This window comes from Marinobacter sp., from assembly GCF_048266785.1.
In the GTDB taxonomy this organism is placed as follows: domain Bacteria; phylum Pseudomonadota; class Gammaproteobacteria; order Pseudomonadales; family Oleiphilaceae; genus Marinobacter.
In genome coordinates this window covers 70,590-95,004 of the sequence record NZ_JBLWYX010000009.1, presented here as the reverse complement: position 1 = coordinate 95,004, position 24,415 = coordinate 70,590, and the positions used below count along the sequence as shown (strand labels likewise).

Annotated in this window: 24 protein-coding genes and 1 tRNA gene; 11 read left to right on the top strand and 14 right to left on the bottom strand. The window is 53.4% G+C overall.

Annotated features, from left to right (window positions below):
• Positions 1-4: 4 nt before the first annotated feature.
• Both cydB and ACN0V1_RS13635 read right to left on the bottom strand, forming a co-directional pair.
• Complete coding sequence (cydB, locus tag ACN0V1_RS13640; RefSeq protein WP_417545509.1) at positions 5-1,006, bottom strand: cytochrome d ubiquinol oxidase subunit II; 1,002 nt, start codon at positions 1,004-1,006, stop codon at positions 5-7.
• A 2-nt stretch (positions 1,007-1,008) separates the two neighbouring features.
• The gene (locus ACN0V1_RS13635) at positions 1,009-2,439 is read right to left on the bottom strand and encodes a cytochrome ubiquinol oxidase subunit I (protein WP_417545508.1); all 1,431 of its coding nucleotides are present in this window, start codon (positions 2,437-2,439) and stop codon (positions 1,009-1,011) included.
• A gap of 184 nt (positions 2,440-2,623) precedes the next feature.
• Between ACN0V1_RS13635 and ACN0V1_RS13630 the strand changes: the two genes are divergently transcribed.
• The 4 genes from ACN0V1_RS13630 (at position 2,624) to ACN0V1_RS13615 (ending at position 5,118) form a co-directional block, all read left to right on the top strand.
• On the top strand, positions 2,624-3,247 hold the full coding sequence (locus tag ACN0V1_RS13630; RefSeq protein WP_417545507.1) for a class I SAM-dependent methyltransferase: 624 nt from the start codon (positions 2,624-2,626) through the stop codon (positions 3,245-3,247).
• A 39-nt stretch (positions 3,248-3,286) separates the two neighbouring features.
• Positions 3,287-3,976, top strand: coding sequence for a c-type cytochrome (locus ACN0V1_RS13625; protein ID WP_417545506.1), 690 nt, complete (start codon positions 3,287-3,289; stop codon positions 3,974-3,976).
• Positions 3,976-4,935: a c-type cytochrome gene (locus ACN0V1_RS13620; protein WP_417545505.1), complete on the top strand. Its 960-nt coding sequence runs from the start codon at positions 3,976-3,978 to the stop codon at positions 4,933-4,935. Before ACN0V1_RS13625 ends, ACN0V1_RS13620 begins: the two co-directional genes overlap by 1 nt.
• Before the next feature lie 96 nt (positions 4,936-5,031).
• Positions 5,032-5,118, top strand: a tRNA-Leu gene (locus ACN0V1_RS13615).
• Positions 5,119-5,594: 476 nt separating this feature from the next.
• Here ACN0V1_RS13615 and ACN0V1_RS13610 read toward each other — a convergent pair.
• Positions 5,595-5,738, bottom strand: a complete 144-nt coding sequence (locus ACN0V1_RS13610; RefSeq protein ID WP_417545504.1) for a hypothetical protein — start codon at positions 5,736-5,738, stop codon at positions 5,595-5,597.
• 176 nt (positions 5,739-5,914) lie between these two features.
• Here ACN0V1_RS13610 and ACN0V1_RS13605 point away from each other — a divergent pair, with 176 nt between their 5' ends.
• Positions 5,915-6,697 carry an enoyl-CoA hydratase gene (locus tag ACN0V1_RS13605; RefSeq protein ID WP_417545503.1) on the top strand — a complete coding sequence of 261 codons (783 nt, stop codon included), beginning with the start codon at positions 5,915-5,917 and terminating at the stop codon, positions 6,695-6,697.
• Here ACN0V1_RS13605 and ACN0V1_RS13600 read toward each other — a convergent pair.
• The 3 genes from ACN0V1_RS13600 to ACN0V1_RS13590 are packed head-to-tail and all read right to left on the bottom strand — an operon-like array spanning position 6,694 to position 8,897.
• A complete protein-coding gene (locus tag ACN0V1_RS13600) occupies positions 6,694-7,227 on the bottom strand; it encodes a DUF192 domain-containing protein (RefSeq protein ID WP_417545502.1) in 534 nt (177 codons plus the stop codon). The genes ACN0V1_RS13605 and ACN0V1_RS13600 overlap by 4 nt on opposite strands.
• Positions 7,191-7,952, bottom strand: a complete 762-nt coding sequence (locus ACN0V1_RS13595) for an ABC transporter permease (protein ID WP_417545501.1) — start codon at positions 7,950-7,952, stop codon at positions 7,191-7,193. Before ACN0V1_RS13595 ends, ACN0V1_RS13600 begins: the two co-directional genes overlap by 37 nt.
• Positions 7,953-7,964: 12 nt before the next feature.
• On the bottom strand, positions 7,965-8,897 hold the full coding sequence (locus ACN0V1_RS13590) for an ABC transporter ATP-binding protein (protein WP_417545500.1): 933 nt from the start codon (positions 8,895-8,897) through the stop codon (positions 7,965-7,967).
• A 133-nt stretch (positions 8,898-9,030) separates the two neighbouring features.
• Here ACN0V1_RS13590 and ACN0V1_RS13585 point away from each other — a divergent pair, with 133 nt between their 5' ends.
• The 3 genes from ACN0V1_RS13585 to cls all read left to right on the top strand — a co-directional run bounded on the left by ACN0V1_RS13585 (position 9,031) and on the right by cls (position 11,386).
• Positions 9,031-9,495: a hypothetical protein gene (locus ACN0V1_RS13585; protein ID WP_417545499.1), complete on the top strand. Its 465-nt coding sequence runs from the start codon at positions 9,031-9,033 to the stop codon at positions 9,493-9,495.
• A 58-nt stretch (positions 9,496-9,553) separates the two neighbouring features.
• Entirely contained in the window at positions 9,554-9,856 is a 303-nt protein-coding gene (locus tag ACN0V1_RS13580; protein WP_417545498.1) for a hypothetical protein, read from the top strand.
• A 99-nt stretch (positions 9,857-9,955) separates the two neighbouring features.
• A complete protein-coding gene (gene cls / locus ACN0V1_RS13575; protein ID WP_417545497.1) occupies positions 9,956-11,386 on the top strand; it encodes a cardiolipin synthase in 1,431 nt (476 codons plus the stop codon).
• 24 nt (positions 11,387-11,410) lie between these two features.
• Here cls and ACN0V1_RS13570 read toward each other — a convergent pair whose 3' ends face one another.
• Genes ACN0V1_RS13570 through ACN0V1_RS13560 form a run of 3 tightly spaced genes read right to left on the bottom strand, consistent with a single transcriptional unit; the run spans position 11,411 to position 14,420 of the window.
• Complete coding sequence (locus tag ACN0V1_RS13570) at positions 11,411-12,877, bottom strand: PhnE/PtxC family ABC transporter permease (RefSeq protein WP_417545496.1); 1,467 nt, start codon at positions 12,875-12,877, stop codon at positions 11,411-11,413.
• Between the two features lie 17 nt (positions 12,878-12,894).
• Positions 12,895-13,545, bottom strand: a complete 651-nt coding sequence (locus tag ACN0V1_RS13565) for a phosphonate ABC transporter ATP-binding protein (RefSeq protein WP_417545495.1) — start codon at positions 13,543-13,545, stop codon at positions 12,895-12,897.
• Positions 13,545-14,420 carry a putative selenate ABC transporter substrate-binding protein gene (locus ACN0V1_RS13560; RefSeq protein ID WP_417545494.1) on the bottom strand — a complete coding sequence of 292 codons (876 nt, stop codon included), beginning with the start codon at positions 14,418-14,420 and terminating at the stop codon, positions 13,545-13,547. The genes ACN0V1_RS13565 and ACN0V1_RS13560 overlap by 1 nt, the downstream gene beginning before the upstream one ends.
• A gap of 207 nt (positions 14,421-14,627) precedes the next feature.
• On the opposite strand from ACN0V1_RS13560, the gene senB reads away from it, so the two are divergent.
• A complete protein-coding gene (gene senB / locus ACN0V1_RS13555; RefSeq protein ID WP_417545493.1) occupies positions 14,628-15,605 on the top strand; it encodes a selenoneine biosynthesis selenosugar synthase SenB in 978 nt (325 codons plus the stop codon).
• A 2-nt stretch (positions 15,606-15,607) separates the two neighbouring features.
• Here the strand turns inward: senB and selD are convergent, their stop codons facing one another.
• The 4 genes from selD to ACN0V1_RS13535 form a co-directional block, all read right to left on the bottom strand.
• Positions 15,608-17,884: a selenide, water dikinase SelD gene (gene selD / locus ACN0V1_RS13550; RefSeq protein ID WP_417545492.1), complete on the bottom strand. Its 2,277-nt coding sequence runs from the start codon at positions 17,882-17,884 to the stop codon at positions 15,608-15,610.
• Positions 17,884-18,525 carry a helix-hairpin-helix domain-containing protein gene (locus tag ACN0V1_RS13545; RefSeq protein ID WP_417545491.1) on the bottom strand — a complete coding sequence of 214 codons (642 nt, stop codon included), beginning with the start codon at positions 18,523-18,525 and terminating at the stop codon, positions 17,884-17,886. Before ACN0V1_RS13545 ends, selD begins: the two co-directional genes overlap by 1 nt.
• Before the next feature lie 40 nt (positions 18,526-18,565).
• The gene (locus tag ACN0V1_RS13540) at positions 18,566-18,964 is read right to left on the bottom strand and encodes a hypothetical protein (RefSeq protein ID WP_417545490.1); all 399 of its coding nucleotides are present in this window, start codon (positions 18,962-18,964) and stop codon (positions 18,566-18,568) included.
• A gap of 103 nt (positions 18,965-19,067) precedes the next feature.
• Complete coding sequence (locus ACN0V1_RS13535) at positions 19,068-20,588, bottom strand: GNAT family N-acetyltransferase (RefSeq protein WP_417545489.1); 1,521 nt, start codon at positions 20,586-20,588, stop codon at positions 19,068-19,070.
• A 114-nt stretch (positions 20,589-20,702) separates the two neighbouring features.
• Here ACN0V1_RS13535 and ACN0V1_RS13530 point away from each other — a divergent pair, with 114 nt between their 5' ends.
• Positions 20,703-22,589, top strand: a complete 1,887-nt coding sequence (locus tag ACN0V1_RS13530) for a methyl-accepting chemotaxis protein (protein ID WP_417545488.1) — start codon at positions 20,703-20,705, stop codon at positions 22,587-22,589.
• 17 nt (positions 22,590-22,606) lie between these two features.
• On the opposite strand, the gene ACN0V1_RS13525 is transcribed toward ACN0V1_RS13530, so the two are convergent.
• Positions 22,607-23,617, bottom strand: a complete 1,011-nt coding sequence (locus ACN0V1_RS13525) for a hypothetical protein (RefSeq protein WP_417545487.1) — start codon at positions 23,615-23,617, stop codon at positions 22,607-22,609.
• A 238-nt stretch (positions 23,618-23,855) separates the two neighbouring features.
• On the opposite strand from ACN0V1_RS13525, the gene ACN0V1_RS13520 reads away from it, so the two are divergent.
• The gene (locus ACN0V1_RS13520; protein WP_417545486.1) at positions 23,856-24,410 is read left to right on the top strand and encodes a DUF4442 domain-containing protein; all 555 of its coding nucleotides are present in this window, start codon (positions 23,856-23,858) and stop codon (positions 24,408-24,410) included.
• The last annotated feature ends 5 nt before the right edge of the window (positions 24,411-24,415 follow it).

Here is a 24,415-nt window from a genome sequence, read left to right as displayed (position 1 = left end):
TCACTTAGTGATAACCTTCGCCAGCACGTACCTTGCCCCGGAATACCCAATAGGTCCAGGCTGTGTAAGCCAGCACAAAAGGAATCACAATCACCAGGCCTATCAGCAGGAACATCTGCGAGTTGTAAGCCGAGGCGGCATCCCACACGGTATAATCAGGCGGCACCAGGTATGGCCAGCGACTGACAATAAGCCCCAGATAGGTGGTTATAAACAGCCCCATAGTGGCTACAAAAGGCATGCCTTCCTTCCTTTTGCGAACAGTCCGAAAAATCTGGAAAGCACACAGCAGAGTCAGTATTGGCAGCACCCAGATTACACTCAGGTTGCTGAACCAGCGGTCACGCACCATATCGTCAATGAACGGAGTCCATACGCTGATAATACCGAAGACCACCAGCACTGCTGTGAGCAGGGGCAAGGTGATCTTGTAAGCCCATTCCTGTAGCCGGCCTTCAGTCTTCAGGATCAGCCAGGTAGAGCCCAGCAAAGCGTAACCCGCAATTAGCCCGAGACCCGTCAGCACCGTAAAGGGAGTGAGCCAGTCCAGAGCGCCGCCGGTGAACACGCCATTAGCTGTCTCATAACCCTGAATGTAGGTGCCCACGACCACACCCTGTGCAAACGCTGCAAGAGTGGAGCCTCCGGCGAAAGCCCAGTTCCACAGATAACGCGAGCTGCGCGCCTTAAAGCGGAACTCGAACGCAATGCCGCGGAAAATCAGGCCTGACAGCATCAGGAACACGCCAATGTACAAGGCCGGCAGCAAAATGCTGTAGACCAAAGGGAAGGCTCCCAGAAGCCCTGCGCCGCCGAGCACCAGCCAGGTTTCATTGCCGTCCCATACGGGTGCAACAGTGTTCATCATCGTATCCCGATCCTGCTCCGATGGAGCGAAAGGGAACAGGATTCCCACGCCCAGATCGAAGCCGTCCATCAAGACATACATGATCACGCCAAAACCGATGATAAATGCCCAGATCAAAACAAGATCAAAGTGTTCCATAATTAGTGATCTCCCTGATTGGCTGGATTGGATTTTGAGCCTTCACGCACTTCAAAGGGCACATGACTGGCAGAAAGAGGCCGCTTCGGCCGTTCGGCCTGTTCCGGCGCTTCGTCGTAATCATCCTCAAGCCCTACATAGAGCACGCGCATCAGGTAGTAAACGCCGGCTGAGAACACCATAGAGTAAACCACCACATAACCAATCAGAGTGAACAGTGCCATGCCGCCGGTGAGCGACGGTGTTACCGCTTCCGCCTGGGTCATCATGCCGTACACCAGCCACGGCGCACGACCAGTTTCGGTCACAAACCAGCCCGCGAGCACTGCAATGAAGGGCGCAACGCTCATAAAACGCATCCCCTGAAGGAACCAGCGGGTTCGCCAAAAACGATCGCCACCCCGCAGTGCCAGACCAACAACGGCGAACAGGATCATCAGCAATCCGAGGCCGACCATAACCCGGAACGACCAGAACACAATGGCCACAGGTGGCTGATTTTCTATGGAAACCTCCTCAAGGCCTGGCACCTCTCCATTCCAGTCGTGCGTCAGAATAAGACTGGCGACGCTCGGAATACCAATTTCAAAAAGGTTAGTCTGGTTTTCCTGGTCAGGAATGGCGAACAACAGCAAAGGAACATTCCGGGACGTTTCCCAGTTGCCTTCCATTGCGGCCACTTTCATGGGCTGGTGTTCAAGGGTATTAAGCCCGTGGAAATCACCAACGACCGCCTGCGTGGGGGCAAGAAACAAGAGTAACCACAGGCACATCGAGAGTGCCTTGCGGTTGGCTTCTACTTCACGCCCTTTCAGCAAATACCAGGCGCTAACGCCAGCGACGACGAAGCCGCCGGTAAGGAACGAGGCCATAACCATGTGGGTAAAACGGTACTTGAAGGACGGGTTAAAGATTGCCTCGCTCCAGGAGGTCACGAAGAACACCCCATCCCGCAGTTCAGTGCCGGCAGGTGTGTGCATCCAGCTGTTTGCTGAAAGAATCCAGAACGAAGAAATGAATGTACCGGTCGCGACCATAACCGCCGCAAACAGGTGAACACCCGCAGGGACACGATCCCGACCGAACAGTAGTACGCCGAGGAAAGCTGCTTCGAGGAAGAAGGCCGTAATTACCTCATAGCTCAGCATCGGGCCGAGAAAGTTAGCCGAAGCCTGGGCGAAGTTACTCCAGTTGGTGCCGAACTGGAACGACATCACAATACCCGAGACAACGCCCATGCCAAAGACTACGGCGAACACCTTGGTCCAGAACGAAGAAAGCTTCATCCATACCGGGTTTTTCGTTTTGAACGAAAGCCCCTCAAGTACTGCAATATAGGAGGCGAGGCCGATGGTAAACACCGGGAAAATGGCGTGAAATGACACGACGAACGCGAACTGGATTCGCGATAGGATGAGAGGATCTAGTTCCATAGGAACACTCCGGTAATGTAAACGTCACAATAAACGAGCTAAGAAAACCCGTTCAGCCGCTGCCTTAGCTTTAATTGTTATATTGTTATTACCGACAGATAAAATACATGCTACTGGTTATGGTAGCAAAACCGATAGGGCAGATTGTCGCACCCATTGATTTAAAACAATTATGGTGAAAAGCATGAGCTTTTACGAAGAACGAATCCTGCCACACATCATAGATCGTGCCTGCTCAATGGGCCAGGTTATGAAGTTGCGCAGCCAACTTGTGCCATTGGCAAAAGGCCGCGTGCTTGAGGTGGGAATGGGCTCGGGTATTAATCTGGAGTTCTACAATCCGGACACTGTTGAGTTCGTCTACGGGCTGGAGCCTTCTGAGGGGATGCGGCGCAAAGCGTTACCAAACCTGAAGCGCTCGCCAATACGCGTAGAGTGGCTGAGCCTGCCGGGCGAGCAAATCCCTCTGGATGACAACAGCGTGGATACCGTTTTGCTTACCTTCACCCTGTGCACCATATCCGACTGGAACACTGCGCTTCTGCAAATGAAGCGGGTACTGAAGCCCGGAGGGGAGCTTCTGTTTCTGGAACACGGCGAAGCACCCCATGAAAACATCCGCAAATGGCAACACCGAATTACACCTGGCTGGAAAAAGCTCGCCGGTGGTTGCCACCTGAACCGCCGTATCGCAGACCTGATCCGACATGCAGGATTTGAGCTAACGGCACTGGAAAATTTTTACATGCCCAGCGCACCGAAAATAGCCGGCTATATTTACAAAGGGATCGCACGGAAGCCCAGCTAAATGCTTCAGCGTGAATATGCCAAAGGCAGGAGCACACCAATGACCAAAATGACGAGAGCTGCTTTATCTCTGCTTGCAGTCACCGTTGCGCTAAGTACAGGTGTAGCGGTTGCCGCCGGAGATACAGCACGCGGTGAAAACATTGCAACACAGGGTAATGGGGCAGGCGCTCTGGCTTGTACTACCTGTCATGGACCGGATGGCAAGGGCAATGCTGCGGCTGGCTTTCCGGACATTGCTGGCCTTAACGCCGATTATCTGAGCAAGCAACTTCATGATTACGCCAAAGGCACACGTAAAAACCCGATTATGCAACCTTTTGCCACAGCGTTAACAGAAGACGATATCCAGTCGGTATCAGCCTACTACCAGAGCCTTCAGTCACCAGTTTCCGCCGTTGCTTATCAAGCGCCAGACCCGGCCAACCCAGGCGAGTGGCTGGCCTTGCGGGGTGACTGGGATAATCTCATACCGGCTTGCAACCAGTGTCACGGCCCCAACGGTATGGGCGTGGGAAATTCGTTTCCGGCCCTCGCAGGGCAACATGCCAGTTATCTGAAGAGCCAGATTCTTGCCTGGCGTAACGGCACCCGCAATAACGACCCTAATCATTTGATGAAGGGAATCGCCGACCGACTCAGCGAACAACAGATCTCAGCCATCACCGAATACTACGCAGCTCTGCCAGAGCAACTGGCTGGGCAGGCCGAAGAAAAGGAGAATCGTTAATGAACTTGTGCAAATCATTTTTGTCGGTTGCAGCGAGCTCCTTGTCGGTGTTGATGGTATCAACACTGGTTCACGCCGCAGAACCTGAAGTGGACTACCAGAAACAGCTGCCTGCAGCACCTGAAGGCCAGATCACCTTTGAACCGCCACAAGAGCGGGATATACCTGACAACCAGTACGGCGACATGGTACGCAAGGGGCGAGACCTGTTCGTAAATACACAGCAGTTGCGTGGCAAAAACGTGTTTAACGGCCAGAACTGCGTCAACTGCCACCTGGACGCCGGCCGTATAGCCAGCTCCGCCCCCATGTGGGCAGCTTTTGGCATGTATCCCGCGTACCGAGGTAAAAATGACAAGGTCAATACCCTGAGTGAACGCCTCCAGGGTTGCTTTACCTACTCCATGAACGGCATTCCCCCAGAAGCCGGTGATGAAACCGTGGTGGCGATGGAAACCTATTTCCACTGGCTATCAACGGGCGCGCCCATCAACCAGGCCCTGCCTGGCCGTGGTTACACCAAACTTGAAAAGCCGGAAGGCGGTTATGACCGGGAGCACGGCGCCAAGCTCTACACCGAGCAATGTGCTGTGTGCCATGGTGATGATGGCCGCGGCCAAGAGGTGGCAGGGCAGGTGGTCTTCCCGCCTCTATGGGGTGATGGAGCTTACAACTGGGGAGCAGGTATGCACCGCGTAAATACCGCTGCCGGATTTATCAAAGCCAATATGCCATTGGGCAAGCCCGACTCCCTGAGTAATCAGGATGCTTGGGACCTGGCCGCCTTCGTCAACAGCCATGAGCGCCCTCAGGACCCACGCCGCCGCAATCAGGACTCACTGGACAGCACCGCCAACACCTTTCATAACCACGATGGCTTCTATGGCAAGGAAGTAGAAGGCAAACGATTGGGGGATCACGACAACTACGGCGAAAACCCCGGAGTTGCCAGCAAATAAACCCAAAACGCCGTCAGCACCGCCAGTTGACGGTGTTTTGAATTGCGTTATCGCCCATGGCCTTATACAATTCCGGCCCACAAAACCTCCCCGAATGCTCCGGTGGTGGAATTGGTAGACACAAGAGACTTAAAATCTCTCGACCTCACGGTCGTGCCGGTTCGATTCCGGCCCGGAGCACCATATATGTCAGTAAGTTATACCTCCAGGCGGACGATCCTGCCTTTCCTGACACACAGGTCATCAACCAATGCCCTGCTCCCCGCTTTTGAATAGGCTCTGAATCCTCGTTTCTTGGGTAGAATTTCTATGCGGTCTCAGTTTTTAATCAAAAAACCTAATTAAATTCAATTACGTATACCTAAAGCATAAGGCGCTGGCTAATAATCAGAAATATTGGCAGATTTCTTGGTCATTGCGATTACAACGGTATGACCTAAGCTGAAAAAGGACTTTTACCAAGAGGTATTCGAATGTTGACGGAAATCAAGAAAGCCACTATCGGAATTCTCACTGTCTTCTCTGCGCTCACGCTCGGCGCGTGTGGCGGCTGTGGTAGCGATAATCCTGCGTGGATGTTCAAAGGTACAAGATAATAGTCACCTGTGCCTGCTGTAACGCATTCAACGTGCAGCAAGCACAGCCACAGCCCTTCTTCCTCAACGACTATCCTGGGCTGGACGCGGCTCAATTCTGTTGATATCGCCAGTCGGTACCGCAGGCTCATCGATCATGATCACGTAAATCCCACCTGCGATGATTGCGATAGCAACGATGGCTTTTAATATATTGGAGTTGAACATGGCTCCTCCTGCTTCTGAGTTCGTCGGTTCTGGTACAGAGCCTACGGTCACAGCCCGGGTATAACAACCCGTCACTCTGTCCTCTCTACAAAAGTCGCTTCGACAACCGAAGCGTTCTGCCTGATACTGATTGCTATCAGACGCCCACGAGTTCCGGCGATACGAGGTAGTTAAACATGACAGACCTGCTAACACGAAATACCGACGAGAACGGCATTACCACGCTCACACTGAATCAGCCCGACCGGCGCAACAGTCTTTCCATGGCCATGCTTGATGCGTTGTCTGAGGCGCTGGCGGATATTGTAACGGACGACGCCACGAGGGTTGTGGTTCTTGCTGCAGCGGGCAAGGTGTTTTGTGCGGGGCACGACCTCAAAGAGATCCGTGATCAGTTGGATAGCCATGAGTTTCAACTGGCACTGTTTAACCGGTGCAGTGAGGTAATGCAGCAGATTGTGAATCTGCCAAAGCCGGTGATTGCCAGGGTAGCCGGTGTCGCAACTGCGGCTGGGTGTCAGTTGGTGGCAAGCTGCGATCTTGCGGTGGCAACAGATTCTTCGCGTTTCGCGACGCCGGGCGTAAATATCGGGCTGTTTTGCTCAACCCCTATGGTAGCGCTGTCCCGTAATGTGTCTCGCAAGCATGCGATGGAAATGTTGCTCACCGGTGAGATGATCAGCGCCGCTCGTGCGGAGCAGCTTGGCTTGGTAAACAGGGTCGTTGATGAGTCGTTGCTGGACGAAACGGTCTATACAATGGCTCGCACGATTGCTGAGAAATCCGGGCATACGCTGAAGATCGGTAAGGGCGCGTTCTATAAGCAGTTGGAGATGCCACTGGCGGGCGCTTATGAATACACGGCCAAAGTGATGGCAGAAAACCTGCGAGCAGACGATGCGCGGGAGGGTATCTGTGCGTTTCTGGATAAGCGCCAACCGGAATGGAAGGACAGCTAACGGGCTTTACAGTTCTGTTGCCCTGGATCGAGGCGGTCTCCGGAAGCAATTCCGTGCATCTCGAAAAAACCGGCATTCATCTCCACGGCAGAGACAAACTCAACACCCGCAGGATAGCTCGGGCACCTGGCGCCATTGGATGATGTACACGGCTTCATCTGGCGAATGTTGCCGATTACACCGTTCTCATCCAGGTAAGCAATATCAAGCGGGATGAGTGTCTGGTACATCCAGAAGCCATGATCCGGACGTTGCTGCTCCTGGTACTGAAACAGCATGCCTGAATTGGCCGCGAGGAATTCTCTGCCCATCAACCCTTTCTGTCTTTCCTTCGGAGCCTTTGCGAGCTCAAGGCTGACATTGACTGCGCTGGATCCGGTCACGAAGCACCCTGCGACAATCGGCAATCCGGCTGCCGGCTCTTCGGCCCCAGTGCCAGCAGAACATCCTGCCAGCATGGCTGAAAGACAGAGTAGGGCGCAGCTGGCTCGCATCAGGTACGCAGCCTGTAGCCGGTTTTGAATATCCACCAGATACCGCTCATGCAAGCGAGTAGAAACAGCAGGGTCATACCCACGCTAATTCCCACATGCACATCCGAAACGCCATAAAATGCCCAGCGAAATCCACTGATCAGGTACACCACCGGGTTGAAAAGGCTGATGGTTTGCCAGATTTCCGGGAGCATATCGATGGAATAGAAAGTACCGCCGAGAAAAGTCAGTGGGGTCACAATCATCATGGGCACAATCTGAAGCTTTTCGAAGCCGTCGGCCCATATTCCGATGATGAACCCGAACATGCTGAAGGTTACAGCGGTCAGTATCAGGAAGGACAGCATCCAGAACGGGTGCAGAACGCTGTAATCCACAAACAGTCTTGCAGTGGCCAGGATGATTAGCCCCAGTATCACCGACTTGGTGGCCGCAGCGCCCACATAGCCCAGCACCACCTCAACGTATGACACAGGAGCAGACAAAACTTCGTAAATCGTGCCGGAGAATTTCGGCATATAGATGCCAAATGAAGCGTTGGAGATGCTTTGCATCAACAGGGAAAGCATAACCAGCCCGGGAATGATGTACGCGGCGTATTCGATGCTATCGATATTGCCCATGCGCGAGCCAATGGCCGATCCGAAGACAACAAAATACAGGCAAGTAGAGATAACGGGCGAGAGCACGCTTTGCATAAGAGTGCGGCGCATGCGCGACATTTCAAAATTGTAGATGGCTTTTACACCGTAAAAATTCATGCGTTTCTCCAGTTAGCCCGCGGCTTGTTCATGCACCAGGCCGACAAAAATCTCTTCCAGGGAACTCTCCCGGGTGCGCAGATCACGGTATTCAATACCAATATCCCCGAGGGTGCGCAGCAAACGGGCCACGCCGGCCTGTTCCTGCTGGGAATCGAACGTGTAGATCAGCTCGTAGCCATCTTCGGAAAGTTCCACGGGCTCCAGGATGAGCTCTCCGGGCACTTTGTCGAGTTTGTTTTGCAGCTGCAGGCGAAGCTCTTTCTTGCCCAGTTTGCTCATCAGCCGATCTTTATCTTCCACCAGAATGATCTCGCCCTGGCGAATAACCCCGATACGATCCGCCATTTCTTCGGCTTCTTCGATGTAATGGGTTGTAAGAATGATGGTTACGCCGTCTTCCCGTAGCTTACGGACCATCTCCCACATATCCCGGCGCAGCTCTACGTCGACGCCCGCGGTGGGCTCGTCCAGGAACAGTATCCGGGGTTCGTGAGAGAGCGCCTTGGCGATCATCAGTCGGCGTTTCATACCGCCCGAAAGGGTCATGATGCGATTATTGCGTTTGTCCCACAGAGACAGATCCCTGAGCACCTTTTCAATGTGTGCGGGATTGGGTGCCTTACCGAACAGGCCGCGGCTGAAAGATACGGCGTTCCAGACGGTTTCGAACGAATCGGTATTGAGTTCCTGCGGCACCAAGCCAATGGTTTCGCGGGCTTTGCGGTAATCTTTTACGATATCGTGGCCAGCCGCTCTGACTTCACCGGAAGACAGGTTGGTGATGCCGCAAATGATACTGATCATCGTGGTTTTGCCCGCCCCGTTTGGGCCAAGCAGGGCAAAAATCTCGCCCCGGTTTATTTCCAGGTTGATATTTTTGAGGGCCTGGAAGCCGCCCTCGTAAACCTTGTTGAGGTTCTTGACAGAAATATCCGGTTGCACGGGTGTATCCTGTTCCTGAAAGTGGGTCGGATATGAAAGCGCAGCATTTTCTCATGTCTGGCGCCGGTTTAGAAATTTTGCCTTGAGGCCGATAGTGTCCATAATGCCTCATCGGTTTCAACTGGGTGTGGGTATGTTACGAGCAATAGTGGTTGCAGGTATCATTGTGGGGGTGATTTCAGTGGTTTTTTTGGGCTCACAATGGCTGCAAACCGCAGATTCCGACGCGCCTGGTAATGACTATCCCGTTTGTGATCTTCTGGCAGGACCCTGTGAGTGGCAAACGGAAACCGGGCTCTGGAAAGTGGATCTGGACGTTATGGTCAACGGGGAGAAGGGCACAGAATACCTGCTAAGCGTTCACGCACCTAAAACACCGGAGCGGTTTCTGGCGGTATTGCGCGGTGAGTCCATGTATATGGGGGAGTATCCGGTACCACTTCGACGGGAAGATGATGGCCGGTATTCCGCGCATTTTGCTGCTCCGCTTTGTACAACTGGCTCCGAGATGGTCTGGCGCATGGACTTTCAACGAGGCCAACAGCCACTTTCAGAAACGGTCCCACTGAAGCTTATCTTCCAGGCAAGGGATCACTAAAGCTGGCGGGAAGGTGTAGAATCCTGCCGGACTTGAAGCCAACTTCAGAGAAATCGTGATGGATTACGGGGAAAGTGTACAAAAAGTGCTTTTGCGAAAAATCCGAAAAGCGGAACAGGATCTTCTTCAATTAAAGCTGGACTACTGCCGGTTTGTTTTTGGCCTTACTCACCGGGCCAGAGTTATTTCAGGCGGCATTACATATCTGGTTCTGTCTGTTGATGTGGAGTCCATGGCAACCACAGAAGAGGGCGGGTTCACACGCCCGAGGGTCGCTGGAGTTTCTGCAGACACGCCGGATGGAGCAGAGGCGATTGAACTTGGAACTGATTGGGTGCTGGAGCAAAGTCGCGAAGATTGATGAGAGCACTCTCAATAGTACTCTCAATAGCACCCTCGAGAGCATTCTGGATAGCACGTCTGATAGTTGTTCGGGTTTTGTATCCTCAAAGGAAGCTTGATGGGCGTTATTCTTTTACTCCACACACTTCTGGTCCTTTTATTCACGATCCGGATTCTTCTGCGCGATGACCTTTCGCCTCCGGGAAGACTGGCTTGGTTCGTCATACTTAACCTTTTGCCCTATTTCGGTAGTGCAATGTATTTCCTCTTTGGCGAAACAGACCTTGGCAACCGTGCGGATAAGCGACACAAAGAAATCTTCGAAGAAATAAGAGCCAAAGCCTCCTGGTTTATGGGCGAGGCGACCAGCACAGGGAAACTGATCGACCCGGTTTACCTCTCGGCATTCCGGTATGCGGGTTCGATTAATGGCTTTCATCCATCCATGGGAAATGCCGCCGAATTGATGGCTGACGGCAACGAAACCCTTACCCGGATGGTTGCCGACATTGATGCCGCCATTGATCATGTGCACGTGCTGTATTACATATGGATTGATGACAATACCGGCCATGCCATCGCCGAAGCACTGATCCGCGCAGCCCACAGAGGCATTACATGCCGCGCTATGGCGGATGGGCTGGGGTCACGTGCGATGATTAACTCCGCGCTCTGGCAGCGCATGAGAGAGGCAGGCGTTCATCTTGCTGTAGCTCTATCGCTGAAGCACCCGATCCGCACCATTCTGACCAGCCGGCTGGATCTTCGTAACCACCGCAAGATCACGGTGATTGATTCACGCGTCACCTATTGCGGCAGCCGAAATTCTGCTGATCCGGAATTTCTGGTTAAAGCGAAATACGCACCCTGGGTAGACATCATGCTCCGCTTTACGGGGCCGGTGGTGGTTCAGAACCAGTTGCTGTTTGCCAGTGACTGGATGCAGGCAACCAATGAATCCCTGGATGGCATTGCGTTATCTCGCGGGCCCACCGATGGAGGATTCCCGGCACAGGTTATGGGTGTTGGGCCAACCGAGCGTCACGGAGCCACACCACAGCTCTTTGCCAACCTGATCGCCTGTGCCCAGGACAGACTGACACTAACCACACCATACTTCGTGCCTGATGCAACGGTTCTGGAAGCACTGTGCGCAACCGCCTACCGGGGCGTGTCGGTTTCGTTGATATTTCCCAAGGTAAATGACAGCTTGATTGTCGCCGCTGCCAGCCGCAGTTATTACCACCGACTACTTGATGCAGGCTGCATCATCCATGAGTTCAAGGGCGGACTCCTTCATGCCAAAACCCTCACGATCGATGGAAAGATCAGTCTGATCGGGTCTTCAAATCTCGATTTGCGCAGCTTTGATCTGAATTATGAAAACAACATCCTTCTGCAGGACGAGGCCACGACCCTGGCAATTGAAGAACGGCAGCAGACTTACCTCAGCCGCTCTGAAGTGGTCACCTTGCCAACGGTTCTTGCCTGGCACTACCACGAAAGAATATGGCACAACGTTATCGCAACCATCGGCCCGGTTCTTTAAAACCAAGGCCACCGGGAACGGGTTTCAGCAGGTTGGCATGGTTTGCAGAGCGAGCTTGCGACGGATGTAGCGACCAAGCGTATCGACGCCAATGTTGAGCAGGGCGGTTACCAGGATCAACACCATGGCGCGATCAAACCGGATGTTCTGTATGGCGCTGTCGACATAGAACCCCAGCGTGTAGATGCCCAGAATCCCCAGAATGGCTGTTTCCCGCATGATGATTTCCCAGCGGTAGAACAGAAACGCCAGAAACGAGCGGTAAACACGAGGCACCAACTCCCAGCTATACCGGTTAAACCCGGTTGCTGCATCGGCCCGGAGCTTGATGGAATTGGTTTGTCGGCCAATCAGGTGGCCGATAATCCCACCATTATGCAGCGCCAGTGCAACAACCGCAGGCAGCATTGATGGCCCCCAGAGCTGCAGCAGGATGTACGCCAAGATGTATTCAGGCGTAGACCGGGCAATCACCAGAGCGACGTGCCCTGCGTTGCGCCGCATAGGGCCACCAAAGTGGTTGGAGATCAGAGGGAACGCCAACAACGAGAGAACCCCCGTAGCCACGAGTGCAATCTGGGTGAGCACAATGGTGTTCCAGATTCCCGGCATGGCCTCGTTGATCATCAGATCATTCAGCCAGGGCATAAGCCCCGTCAGACCTTCACCGTTCCGCAGCGGCGCGGGCACAATGTCTTCGGTGAAAAAGCGCTCTACGTTGCCCCACACAATCGGAAGGCCCTCGCCCAGAAAGAAGGGGGCTCCCAATACGTACACCGGCAGAAGCTTTGGCCGCACCCAGAATGGCATGGTGGCGATCAACACATAAAACAGAATCAGCATGGCACCGGCGTCGGAATACAGACCTTGAGAAAACGACGCCTCGAGGTAGAAACCGAGTGTTGGCAGACCAACGAAACCAAGTATCGCACTTGAACGCAGGCCACACTCCAGCCTGTAGGACGTATAGGTGCGCATTTTCACCCAACAATCCGGGATACGCGTGTAGAGAAACGCCGTGATATTCCCCGTGCCAGGCGGCAGGACACGGCCCGGTTCCGGATCGGCTTCTTCCAGAATCTCGGAATAAACCTTGGCAAAGATGCCTGCGTAAGGAATGGCGATGGCCAGCACGCCTGTCAGCGGATGAAATCCGAAAAACTGCAGGAAGATCAGAGCCCAGAAGAGCTCGTGAATGGCGCGAATAAAAGCGGAGAAAATTCGCACGGGTAACGATTTATAAACCAGCGCCAGCAGGAACCCGCAGATGCTGCCAAGAGCAACCCCCACAAAGGCGAACGCTACTGTTCTCAACAGCGCGGTCATCAGGCCTTCAGTGCTGAAAAAGTTGGGTGTTACGATGCCAAGGAAAAAGTTACCCAGATCCCGCCATGGGTTTGATGCGGTAATGGCAATATCCGCGAACAGTAAACCCACCAAAGCAATGGCGAGGAAAACAAGGCTGGTACGAACCGTTGGGGAAGAGAACATGAAACGGGCCGTGTTACCTAGTAAAGAGACATAATGTCTGAGGCTGCAAGATTTTCACTGGGCTGATCCAGAGCAATCTGACCGTCCTGTATGCCAACGATTCTGGTGCAATAACTCAGCGCCAGGTCCACATCGTGCAGAGCAATAATGCTGGTTGAAAAGCGATCCCGAAGATCCGTCATAACCGAGTTAGCCATGGGGCCATCAAGAGCTGAAACCGGCTCATCGGCAAGCAGTACCGGCGCGTTCCGATAGAGGGCCCGTGCAATGGCGACACGCTGGCGTTGCCCGCCAGAAAGAGAGGCTGTGGGAATCCATAGCTTTTCTGTCATTCCGAGGGACTGCAGCAGAGTGTGTACCTCGGCACGGTCTTTCGCGAACGGGCGCGCAAGCGTTACGGTGTTGTACCAGGTTGAATGCTTGTCCAACTGCCCCATGAATACGTTATGAAACACGGAAAGGGCATTCACCAACCCCAGATCCTGAGGAATCAGGGAAGAATCCCGGTCAACCCGTTCGTGAATCAGCCGTATAAGGGTGGATTTACCCGCACCGCTTTTACCAACCAGTGCAATCTTGTCGCCCGGATTAACGTTCAGCGACAGCGGGCCAATGACCCGCTTGCCGCTGAATGAGGCCGTAAGGCCGGAAAGATCGAAGCCTGACATTAATCGAGGATTCCAATCTCTTCGGCTGTTTTACGAATCGGCTCATAGTCGTCATTGGAGGCAGGAATAAAGCCCGAACGCGGAAAGCTTTCCAGAAGCTCCGGGTTATCAAGATTCAACAGTGCCTCGGTAACACGCTGTTTGAAGCCTTCACCAAAGCGCTCGTCCACGTCGCCACGGATTGTCCACTGATAATCAGGGTAGGCGGGTGTTTTCCAGATAACCTGGACTGCGTCGGTATCAATGTTTCCATCACTCAGCTCTTTCTCCCAAACCTGGAAGTTGAGTGCGCCTACCTCGTAGGTGCCGGCTTCAACCAGACGAAGGGTGCGGGTGTGATTGCCGCTGAAACCAACGCGCGAGAAGAAGTCTTCTGGCTTCTCACCAAAGGTATCCCGAACGTAGAATTCCGGCATGAGCCGGCCAGAGGTTGAACCTTTGGAGCCAAAGGTAAAGGTTTTGCCCTGCAGCTGGTCTTTCAGCCCGGAGAGTTCGTCGGCTGGCTCGATACCCGTATTGGTATTGGCAATAAAGTAGGTCTCAAATGCTTCGTCTTCCACACCTTGGGCGATGGCTTCAGAGCCCGGCACCAATCGGCGCGCCTGAACGCCTGAAAGGCCACCGAACCAAGCCAACTGAACCTGGTTGTTACGGAACGCTGAAACAGCCGCCGCGTAAGACTTGACCGGAATGTAGCGAACATCCACATCCAGTTGCTCAGAGAGATAAGCCGCTACACCGCGAAACCGCTCTACGAGTTTTGTTTCATCTTCATCGGGGATCGCAGTGAACACAAACGTCTCTGCCGTTGCCGAAGCAGCGGTGAAACAGAACAAGCTGGAAACCATCAACTTCCGTATAAGATTCAAAGCCATTTGAAATCCTCGACCGGTTATGTGATTGATAAAGCAAAGGTGCAGGATACTCTGATTCCCCCCAACCCTGAACAGCTATACGGATTACGGGTATAAATAGGTCAAGTATCCGGGCACTATTCCCATGAAATTCCATGCAAGTCTATCAAAATTCTGTCCCGGCTCTGAAAGGGCCTCGTTATACCAAAGGGCGCTATGGATATCATCATGATCACGCCGGCAGGCCCGGGCTCGAAAGCCGGCAACCGGGCAACCGCAGAGCGTTGGCAAACGTTGCTGGAGCAGGCGGGGCATAAGGTCTCTGTTGTGACCGCCTATAACGGTGAGCCTTGTGATCTTTTTATAGCTCTGCATGCGTGGCGCAGCCATGAGGCCGTTCGCCTATTCAGGGACACATGGCCCGGCAAGCCCTTGGTTGTGGCGCTCACAGGAACGGATATCTACCGGCACCAGTACGAATATCCTGAACAAACCCTCTATTCCATGCAGGCGGCCGATGCGTTGATTGGTTTGCACGCACAGGTTGGCCGCGATATTCCAGAGCATGTTCGGGACAAACTGGTTACGCTTTTTCAGTCGGCTGAACAGTCTGACGGCCCCGCTGGAACAGCAGTTTCTGACTCATCTTGTTTTGATGTTTGCGTCATCGGCCATCTACGGGATGAAAAAGATTCGCTGCGGGCAGCTCTGGCGTCCAGGTTGTTACCCTCCAAATCTCGCATCCGCGTCTCGTGTGCGGGCAAACCCCACGATGCATATTGGGAAAATCTCGCGAAACAGGAAATGCAGGAGAACCCCCGTTTCAGATGGCTCGGCGAACTGGAAAAAGGGCAGATAGACCAGTTGATGGTTGAAAGCCAATTGCTGGTGATGAGCTCGGTGATGGAGGGTGGGGCGAACGTTGTTTCGGAAGCCTGTCGTGCCGGCCTGCCGGTTATTGCCTCGGATATTTCCGGGAATACCGGGTTACTTGGTGAGGATTACGCCGGCTACTACCCGGTTGGGGACACCCAGGCACTCGCCGAGCTACTCTTGCGTGCGGAAAGTGATACGGAGTTTTTGGAGACGTTACGTAAACAGGTTGCTCAGCTTGCCAGCCTGTTTACGCCGGAAAAAGAGCGGGAATCCCTGGAGCAGGCGCTGTCCCTTGCGGTGCAGCGCAGCTCCGAGAGAAGCACCCTTTAAGCTCATTCTCTTAGAGTAATCGGCTCAATCGGCCCGCTTTCATCCTGGGGCAAAACCCGCCCGATGACTGCGGTGTGTGGATAACCCAGGGCTTTGAGCTCCCGGACACAGTTTTCCGCCTTATCGGCCGAGACACTCGCCAGCAAGCCGCCGGCAGTCTGTGGATCAAAGATCAGGGCGTAGCGCGGGTGCTTCACCCACTTTTCCTGATCCCGGATACCCCGGCGCAGCCGTATGTTGGCCGGTTGCAGGGAACTGAGAATGCCTGCTGCGGCCGTTTCTTCCGCACCCGGCAGAATGGGGATTGCTGATAGATCCAACTCGGCGTCCACACCGGACGGCCGCGTCATTTCCACCAGATGGCCCAGCAAGCCGAAACCGGTCACATCCGTACAGGCTTTGGAGCCGAAACTGCGCAGGCAATCTGCGGCTTTCTTATTCGACTGCACCATGGAAGCGAGGGCGGAATCAATCCAGCGGCCTTTGGCTGCCAGGCGTGCGTGAGCGGCAAACAAAGTTCCGGTGCCAATGGGTTTGGTGAGGATCAGAACATCACCGGCCCGCAAACCGCCTTTGCTCATCACTTCATCGGGGTCAATAAGGCCATTCACCGCAAAACCCAAGGCAAGCTCGCGGCCTTCACCCGTGTGGCCACCGACTAAAGCACAACCGGCTTCATTTAATACATCCACTGCACCCGACATCATCTGGAAAACCACGTCCTCCACTTTGGACTCAATGCCATATGGTACCGTGGCCACTGCGGTCGCACTTTGTGCTTCAGCGCCCATGGCAAAGACGTCACCCAAGGCGTGGTTGGCAGCAACGCGACCAAACGTGTAAGGGTCATCAATAAAGGCGCGGAAGAAATCCACGGTATGTACTACGGCTTTGCCGGGTGGAACCCGCAGAACGGCGGCATCATCCGGTGCGTGCAGGCCAATAAGAATATCGTCTCGCTCAATGGGCCGGAGCTCACCCAACGCCCTTGAAAGAACCGTACTGCCAACCTTTGCGCCGCAACCACCACAACGCATGGCAACGGCAGAAATAGCCTGAGACGCTTCCTCCGGATTTTGTGCTGCGGCAGTATCGGGCAGCACACCCCCATCATCCATAGCCGGGAGGTCTGTAAATTTCTGCATGAAGCGACGGTCTATCCAGTCCTTCCAGCGCCACACCAGGGCGCCATCAAATTGCATATCACCGCGAGAGGCAACAGCGTATTTGTCGCCGGTGCTGATCAGTGCCAGCCACTTTTTCTGAGGGTGGAAATCTTTGGGCGTTTGGCCCAAAGCCATGCGTTTGAGGTTATCTGCCAGAGGCGGGCCCTGGCGCACCGCAAACACACCGGCTTTTTCGCGGGGGTGATTGACTACATTAGCAATATCGCCCGCCGCGAATATATTGTCATCATTTTCAACCTGCAGGGTGTCCCGCACTCTGAGGAACTGGCCGTCATCCAGTGCCAGCCCTGTTTCCTCCAACCATGCCGGGCCGCCGGCTCGGGTTACCCAGAGAACTTCGTCTGTCTGCAAGGATTCGCCAGCGGCTGTGCGTAAAAACCCTTCACTGACTTTTTCTACTGGTGAGCCGAGATGTAGCTTTACCCCACGCTCGGAGAGGGTCTTCCGAAAGATCTCGCGCACTTTTTCATTGTGAGTGGGGAGAATTTCATTGGCAGCATCAAATAAGTGGAAATGCAGTTGGCCGGGATCCCGGCCGCGCTGTTCCAACTCGTTTCTGAGTCGGTACTGCATTGCCAGCGTCAGCTCAACACCACCAGCACCCGCGCCCACAACACCAATCGTGAGCGGCCCTTCATGATTTTCAATGCGTGAAAGAAGGGCGAGCCAGCGGTTATTGAAACCTGTAATTGGCTTGACCGGCACCGCGTACTGCGACGCCCCGTCCACTTCATTCACTCTGGGGGATGAACCGATATTGATCGACAGTATGTCGTAAGGCACATCCGGACGGCCTTTACAGATTACCCGCTTGCTGGAGCGATCAATACCATAGGCTTCGGCCCGGTAAAAGCGTGCACCTGCATACTCTGCCAGGCGGCTAAGATCGATGTGCACATCGTCGTAGCTGTAGTGTCCTGCCACGTAGCCAGGCAGCATTCCGGAGTAGGGCGTGTGGGTATCGCGGCAAATGAGGGTCAGCCGAACGCCGGGCACCGGTTTCATTGCAAACCGTTTGAGTACCCCGACGTGGCTGTGCCCGCCGCCAATCAGGACAATGTCCCGTAAAACAGGCTGGTCAGGCGTTCGCATCAGTTAATTTTCTTGGCTTCGGCACTGAGTTGATCAAATCCTTTGATATTCGAGAAAGCATTCAGCTTTTCCTGATCAGCCGCCGATGGGTTGGCAATCTGATCGATGGACGTGATTCCGGCTTCTTTCATCTTTTTGGCGGTAGCCGGTCCGACGCCTTTAACCAGCGTGAGATCGCTTTTATCCACGGGCTTTGGAGTCTTGGCAGCGGGTGCTTTTTTTGCAGCAGGCTTTTTGGCCGGCGCTTTTTTAGGCGTTGGTTTTTTCGCTGCAGGCTTCTTGGCAGGGGTGCTTGCCTTAGCCGCTTTCACTTTGTTGCTGTCTTTTTTACTTTCTTTTTCAGCCTTGCGGATGTCTTCTTTCGAAGCAACGCCCAGACGTTCAAGAATGTTGGATTGCAGTTCATGGAACTCGTCCAGACGACGCTCGAATTCGTCATTAAAACGTTTCATTTCCCGCTCGCGCACTTCATCAACTTCTTTAAGAAGTTTGCGAATCGGCTCCTGAACCTGATGTTGCAGTGTATCGAGCTGCTTCATCGCATCGCTGACCAGACCTTCGATCTGGGATGAGGTTTTCTCAAATTCCTTGTTAACTTTTTTTACGATCTTTTCAACACTCGCCTTGGCTTTCTTCGCCATGAGATTGTCTCCTTGCAGGCAGGTAGAACGAAAATAGTGATCAGGCCATCTGCCGGAAGCCGGGCATGGAACCTGAAGAACGACGTGATTTCAACGACTGCTTTTTTGAAAGTACCTCTCTGATACGGCGCAGCTTTTCTTCGAGTGCCGTGCCGCCATCAGAGTTTAACTCAACAAAATCAATAGAATAGAAGAAGTTGCTGCAGTGCTTTCTACGCTCGGTAATTAAACCTGTAATATTTTCAGCACGAATGTTATCAAACGGCATGTCCATAATCAGATCAAGCACAACGGTATCGCCGGGATTGAACATCTTGTCCGTCTTCATAACGCAACCGTAAGCATCCAATTCAAAAAGCGCGGCCTCGACCTGCTCCTTGCGGAACAGGCCCTGCCGGATTCTGAAACGGGCGACAAGATCGGGCAACGCTTCTTTCATGAATACTGAGTCTCTGCAAAGGCTGACTTGATATTGATTAAACAATAGACACTGGCCAAAGGTTTTGCAACGCCATCAGTGCCATACGGCGGTTCTTCAACACCTAACGGGTGATAATTTCGTACATGTCAATTCTTCGGTCTTTAAGGTTGGTTACTGACCCTTCGTTCCTTACCAATGTGAGCTTTTCCAGGTCCATATCCGAGAACATGATCATCTCGGTATTGGGCGTTGTCTCTGCCATTACTGCGTCGTGAGGGAAAGCGAAATCAGATGGCGAGAACACCGACGATTGCGCATATTGCACGTCAAGGTTTTCCACTTTTGGCAGGTTCCCGACACTGCCGGTGATCACCACATAACATTCGTTTTCAATGGCCCGGGCCTGGGCGCAATGACGAACCCGCAAATAGCCGTTTTTGGTGTCTGTCCAGAAGGGCACACAAATAATGTCAACTTCATTAATTGCGGCAATTCGGCCCAGCTCAGGGAACTCAATGTCATAACAGATGAGAATCGCAACGCGCCCGGAATCTGTATCGAAGACTTCAAACTTGTTCCCGCCTTCAACAACCCAGTCACGACGTTCGTGGGGCGTAATGTGGATCTTGCGTTGCTCGTCCACTCGGCCATCGCGGTGGCACAGATAAGACACATTATAAACCCGGTCGTTCTCAAGCAGCGGCATGGAGCCAGTGATGATGTTGATGTTATAGCTGACCGCCATATCAGACATTCTGTCCCGGAATTGCTGGGTAAACCCTGCAAGGAACCGAATAGCGCGGGTCTGATCCACCTGATCGGTCAGTCCCATCAACGGTGCATTAAAAAACTCAGGGAAGAGTGCGAAGTCGCTCTTGTAATCAGACAGCGCATCCACGAAGTACTCAACCTGTTCCAGCACCTCTTCAACGGAACCGAATTCACGCATCTGCCACTGAACTGCGCCCATCCGGACCTGCGTTTTCTTTTCGTTCAGCACCGACGAGGGCGGGGTATAGAGGATGTTCCGCCATTCCAGCAAGGTGGCGTACCCCTGGGATTTTTCATCCTCCGGGAGGTATTTGTGCATCAGTCGGGTGACCTGAAAGTCGTTCGACAATTGGAAGCTCAGAATCGGATCGTAAATATCTCTGCGATCAACCCGGTCAATGTATTCAGCAGGTGAATACTGATCTGAATACTTGAAATACCCAGGTATGCGCCCACCAGCAAGGATGGCGCGCAAGTTTATGGACCGGCACAGCTCTTTGCGAGCTTCATACAATCGCCGCCCAAGGCGGTAGCCGCGGTACTCCGGGTGAATGAATACATCCAGCCCATAAAGGGAGTCACCTTTCGGGTCATGCCTGATCTGTTCGTTCCGTTTAATCAGATCGTCATAAGTATGAGGGTTGCTGAATCGCTCATATTTAACAGACACGGTGAGCGCGACGGCAACGAGCTGGCCTTTGTCCTCAATGCAAATCTGGCCATCCGGGAACTGTTCAACCAGTGCCTTGATGGTGTCCTTTGGCCAGGCGCCGCCAATATCGTCATAAACACGATCCATTAACACCTGAAGTTGCTCGTAATCATCAAGTGTCAGGTTGCGCAGATTGAGATGCAGTTCTTCATGGGCCATTCAGCGGGGCTCCTGTACGGCGGGGAATGGAATTAACGACCAAGTTTATCAGAAGGAACTAAAGAGTTCGCACAAGCTGCCGAAAACCAGTGCAACAACCATCGGGAGTAAACTGTGCCTCTAAACTTTGGTCAAAAGCTGTTGGTCACCTTCAGTATCCTGCTTGTTCTGGTGATGGCTGCCTTCACCATTTCCGGCAATCTCAGGTTGCAGAACACGACTGAAACCTATGTCGATGCCTTGATTGAAAACACGGCGGAGCAGAATACGTCGAGTATTGCCGATTGGCTCAATACTCGGCTAAAGATGACCGAAGCCACAGCCAAGGCACTGGAAACGGTGACGGGGGATCAGCAAGCCCGCACCTTGCTCGGGGCAATTTCGACCGGGGGTAACTTCAAGGATGTGTATGTCGGCCGTAACGATGGCTACATGCTCATGAAAACAGAAGCGGATGAGGCTTCTCTGCCATCAGACTACGATCCTCGAGTGCGCCCATGGTACAAGAAAGCTATAGAGCTCGGGCGCTCATCATTTACCGAGCCATACCTTGATGCAGCCACCGGTGAGATCGTCATTTCCACACTTGCGCCCATTGCACGCGGCGAAAATACGGGTGTTGCAGGTGGTGATATTACGCTGAAAGCCATTGATGACATGCTGTCTGTAATCAATCTGGCCGGCACGGGCTATGCCGCACTTATCAACCGCGAGGGCACTGTGCTTTACCATCCGGAACGGGATCTTATCGGTAAAAACATCAGCTCGCTGCTCGGCCAATCCCCGAAACTGGACGGGGGCGAGCATGCCTACCAGAAAGATGACACTCCCTGGAGCGCCAGTTTCCATCGCATCAGTCAGGCTCGCGGTGTGGACTGGTACCTGGGAACCTTCGTTAATGAAGACAAGCTGAATGCCCCGGTTCGCAGCGCAATCATGACGGGCCTGATTATCGCGATTGTCGGGCTTTTGGTATCTCTTGTTGTTCTTCATATGGGCATACGTGCTCTGATGGTCCCGGTTCGGCGCCTGAATGCTGCGATGGCAGATATCGGCTCAAACGATGCGGACCTGACTCAACGGCTTGACGACAGTGCCCGTGATGAGTTTGGCGAGCTTGCGGCAAGCTTCAATCAGTTTGTGAAGAAGATTCACGATGTTGTTCTTGAAGTGCAGCAGGGCAGCACAGAGCTGGCAACAAACGTAACTTCACTTCGAAATACGGCGAAAACCAGCCGCAACAGTGTTGATAGCCAGCAGGCGGAAGTGGATATGGTCGCTGCGGCCATTAACGAAATGTCCGCAGCCGCCAACGAAATCGCCCAGAACGCCCAGCAAACAGCTGACGCGGCGAATACGGCCGATGAAGACAGCCGCGCCTCTCTGGAAACTGTTGCGGCATCGCGGGATGCCGTCCAGAAACTGTCCCATGAAGTCAGTGCCGCTGCAGAGGTAATCGACACACTGGGTAGAGATGTTACGTCCATAACGTCCGTGCTCGAAGTCATCCAGGGCATTGCCCAGCAGACGAACCTGCTGGCCCTGAATGCGGCGATTGAAGCAGCTCGAGCCGGTGATGCCGGGCGGGGGTTTGCGGTTGTTGCTGATGAGGTGAGAAACCTCGCCCAACGCACTCAAAGCAGCACTGAAGAAATCAATAACATGATTGAACGCCTGCAAAAAGGCGCCAAAGATGCCGTTGACGTTATGAAAGCGTCCACTGCTGTCTCCAATGTCAGTATGGAGAAGGCACAGGATGCGATGGAGTCGCTGAATCGGATTGCGGACGCAATCACTTCGATAAGCCAGATGACATCCCAGATTGCCACGGCATCGGAAGAGCAAACGTCGGTTACGGAAGAGCTGAACTCCTCGATTACCCGGATTGCTGACCTGGGCCAGGAGGCTGCAGCTGCGGCAAGTGAAAACGATGTTTACAGCGGCCAAATCGAGCAGATCGGACAAACCCTCGACGGCAACGTATCACGCTTCCGGGTCTGATTTTTATGGGCTGATAATCAGCGATTAAGTAACTCAAGGCGCCTGCGCAGATTGTTCAGTGTCTGGCGCCCGAGGCTGGCGGACTCGTCCGTCAGGAAAGGATTCTCCAGAACGATCACCGTGCGTTTATCCAGATCCAGAGCTTCAACCGCAGCACCGTAATACCGTTGGAGAAAAGCACCAAAACTGCCATCCCGGATGGCGCGCTCCATCCCCAGTTGCAGTCGATGGGCGGTTAGATGATCATCAGGCCCCACAAACAGATACGAAGGCATGGGATAAGCCAGTACCAGGCTTGGCTCTATCACCAGCTCCGAGTCGTTCTCCACCGCGAGGTCATTCACAACCTCGCTCACGCCCCTGGCGAAGCAGTCGAAACGATGGTTCCTCAACATTCCAAACAGAATTTCATAACGTGAATGGGTTATCACCGGGATGTGGTTCTCTTTCAAAACCAACGTGTCGGGCCAGTGCGTACCTTGACCAATTCTCACGCCGCTATCGCGAAGATCCTCAAGAGAAAGAATGTCAGCAAACAATGGAAGGCTTTCAGGTGTAACAACGCACACACGAAAACCGAGTAACCCGCCATCCACGGGAATCGGTATCGACGTAAGAAAGGTCTCGCGCTCTACCGATGTAGCCACATTGGCGATATCCACCATGCGATTGCTGTTTCGCGCGAGCTCACGTAGGGCACGCCCCTGACTGAGTTCCCCGCTTCGAAGAATGCGAAATTCTCCATACTCGGGTGTTTTCTCCAGCGCAAGGCTAACCAAGGCGTGAATTGGCGGACTGTCGTAATTCCGGTACCAAAGCACATAGTCCTGGGAAGGGGGATTTATCGGAACGGGAAAGGCAGAGGAATTTTGCGGTATCGAGGGCACTTCAATGATATCGCTGGCATCATCTATCTCATCAACGCGGCCCCATAGCGGCGCTGATAAAAACACGAGCAAAAAACCCAGATAGGCCAACGGCCTGAAACTCGTGTTGAAACACATTAATGAGCCGTCGGTATATCGCAATTTCCGAATCCTTTTGTCTGTCTTCTCCGAATCCATTCTTGCAGCCTGTCAGCATGACTGCATGGTCATCGCTCTCTATTCCAAAGCACCATTGCTGCCTGTTCATTCGAAAACCCTATTACTTTAGATCAGAATGAATCCCATGAATGTTAATCCTTCAAAAATATTGTAAGAGAGTGTTGCGATATGGGCCGGGCGTTGTAATGATCCGGCTCTACGAAAATCCAGGAGCGGAGTGATGGCGTTAATTGACCGCATTATCGGGGCAACCGGGCAGTGGGTTTCATCCACTGACCCCAAGGCGACACTGGCACAACCGGTGGAGTGGTTAAAAAAAATGGGCGGCTATGCGGCTGTCAACCGCATCATAGGGCTGTCTATCCCGTTCGCACCCCGAAACCGGTTCAGCGTTGAGGAAGTTCGTCCCGGCTACGTACGCGCCCGCATTCGGCTCAAAGGCAACAAGAATCATTTTGGCAGCCTGTATGCAGGTGCATATTTTCTCGTGGCGGAAATTCCCGGAGGGGTGTTAGCACTGTTTGATCTGGGCCCGGCGTACACGCCGATCCTGAAGGAAATGACCCTTCAGTTTCTGCAGCCCGCCAATTCCGATGTCACCGTGGAGTTCTCCCTGTCACCGGAAGACGTTGCTGCAATTCTCGTAGATGCCGACGCCACCGGTCGGGCAAAGTTCACTTTGGAGGGGGAGTTGCGTGACATGGAGGGTAACCACGTCGCGACATCCATCGCGCAGTACCGGGTTCGCAAGAAAGGTTTTCAGCCTGCAGTGTAGAATAT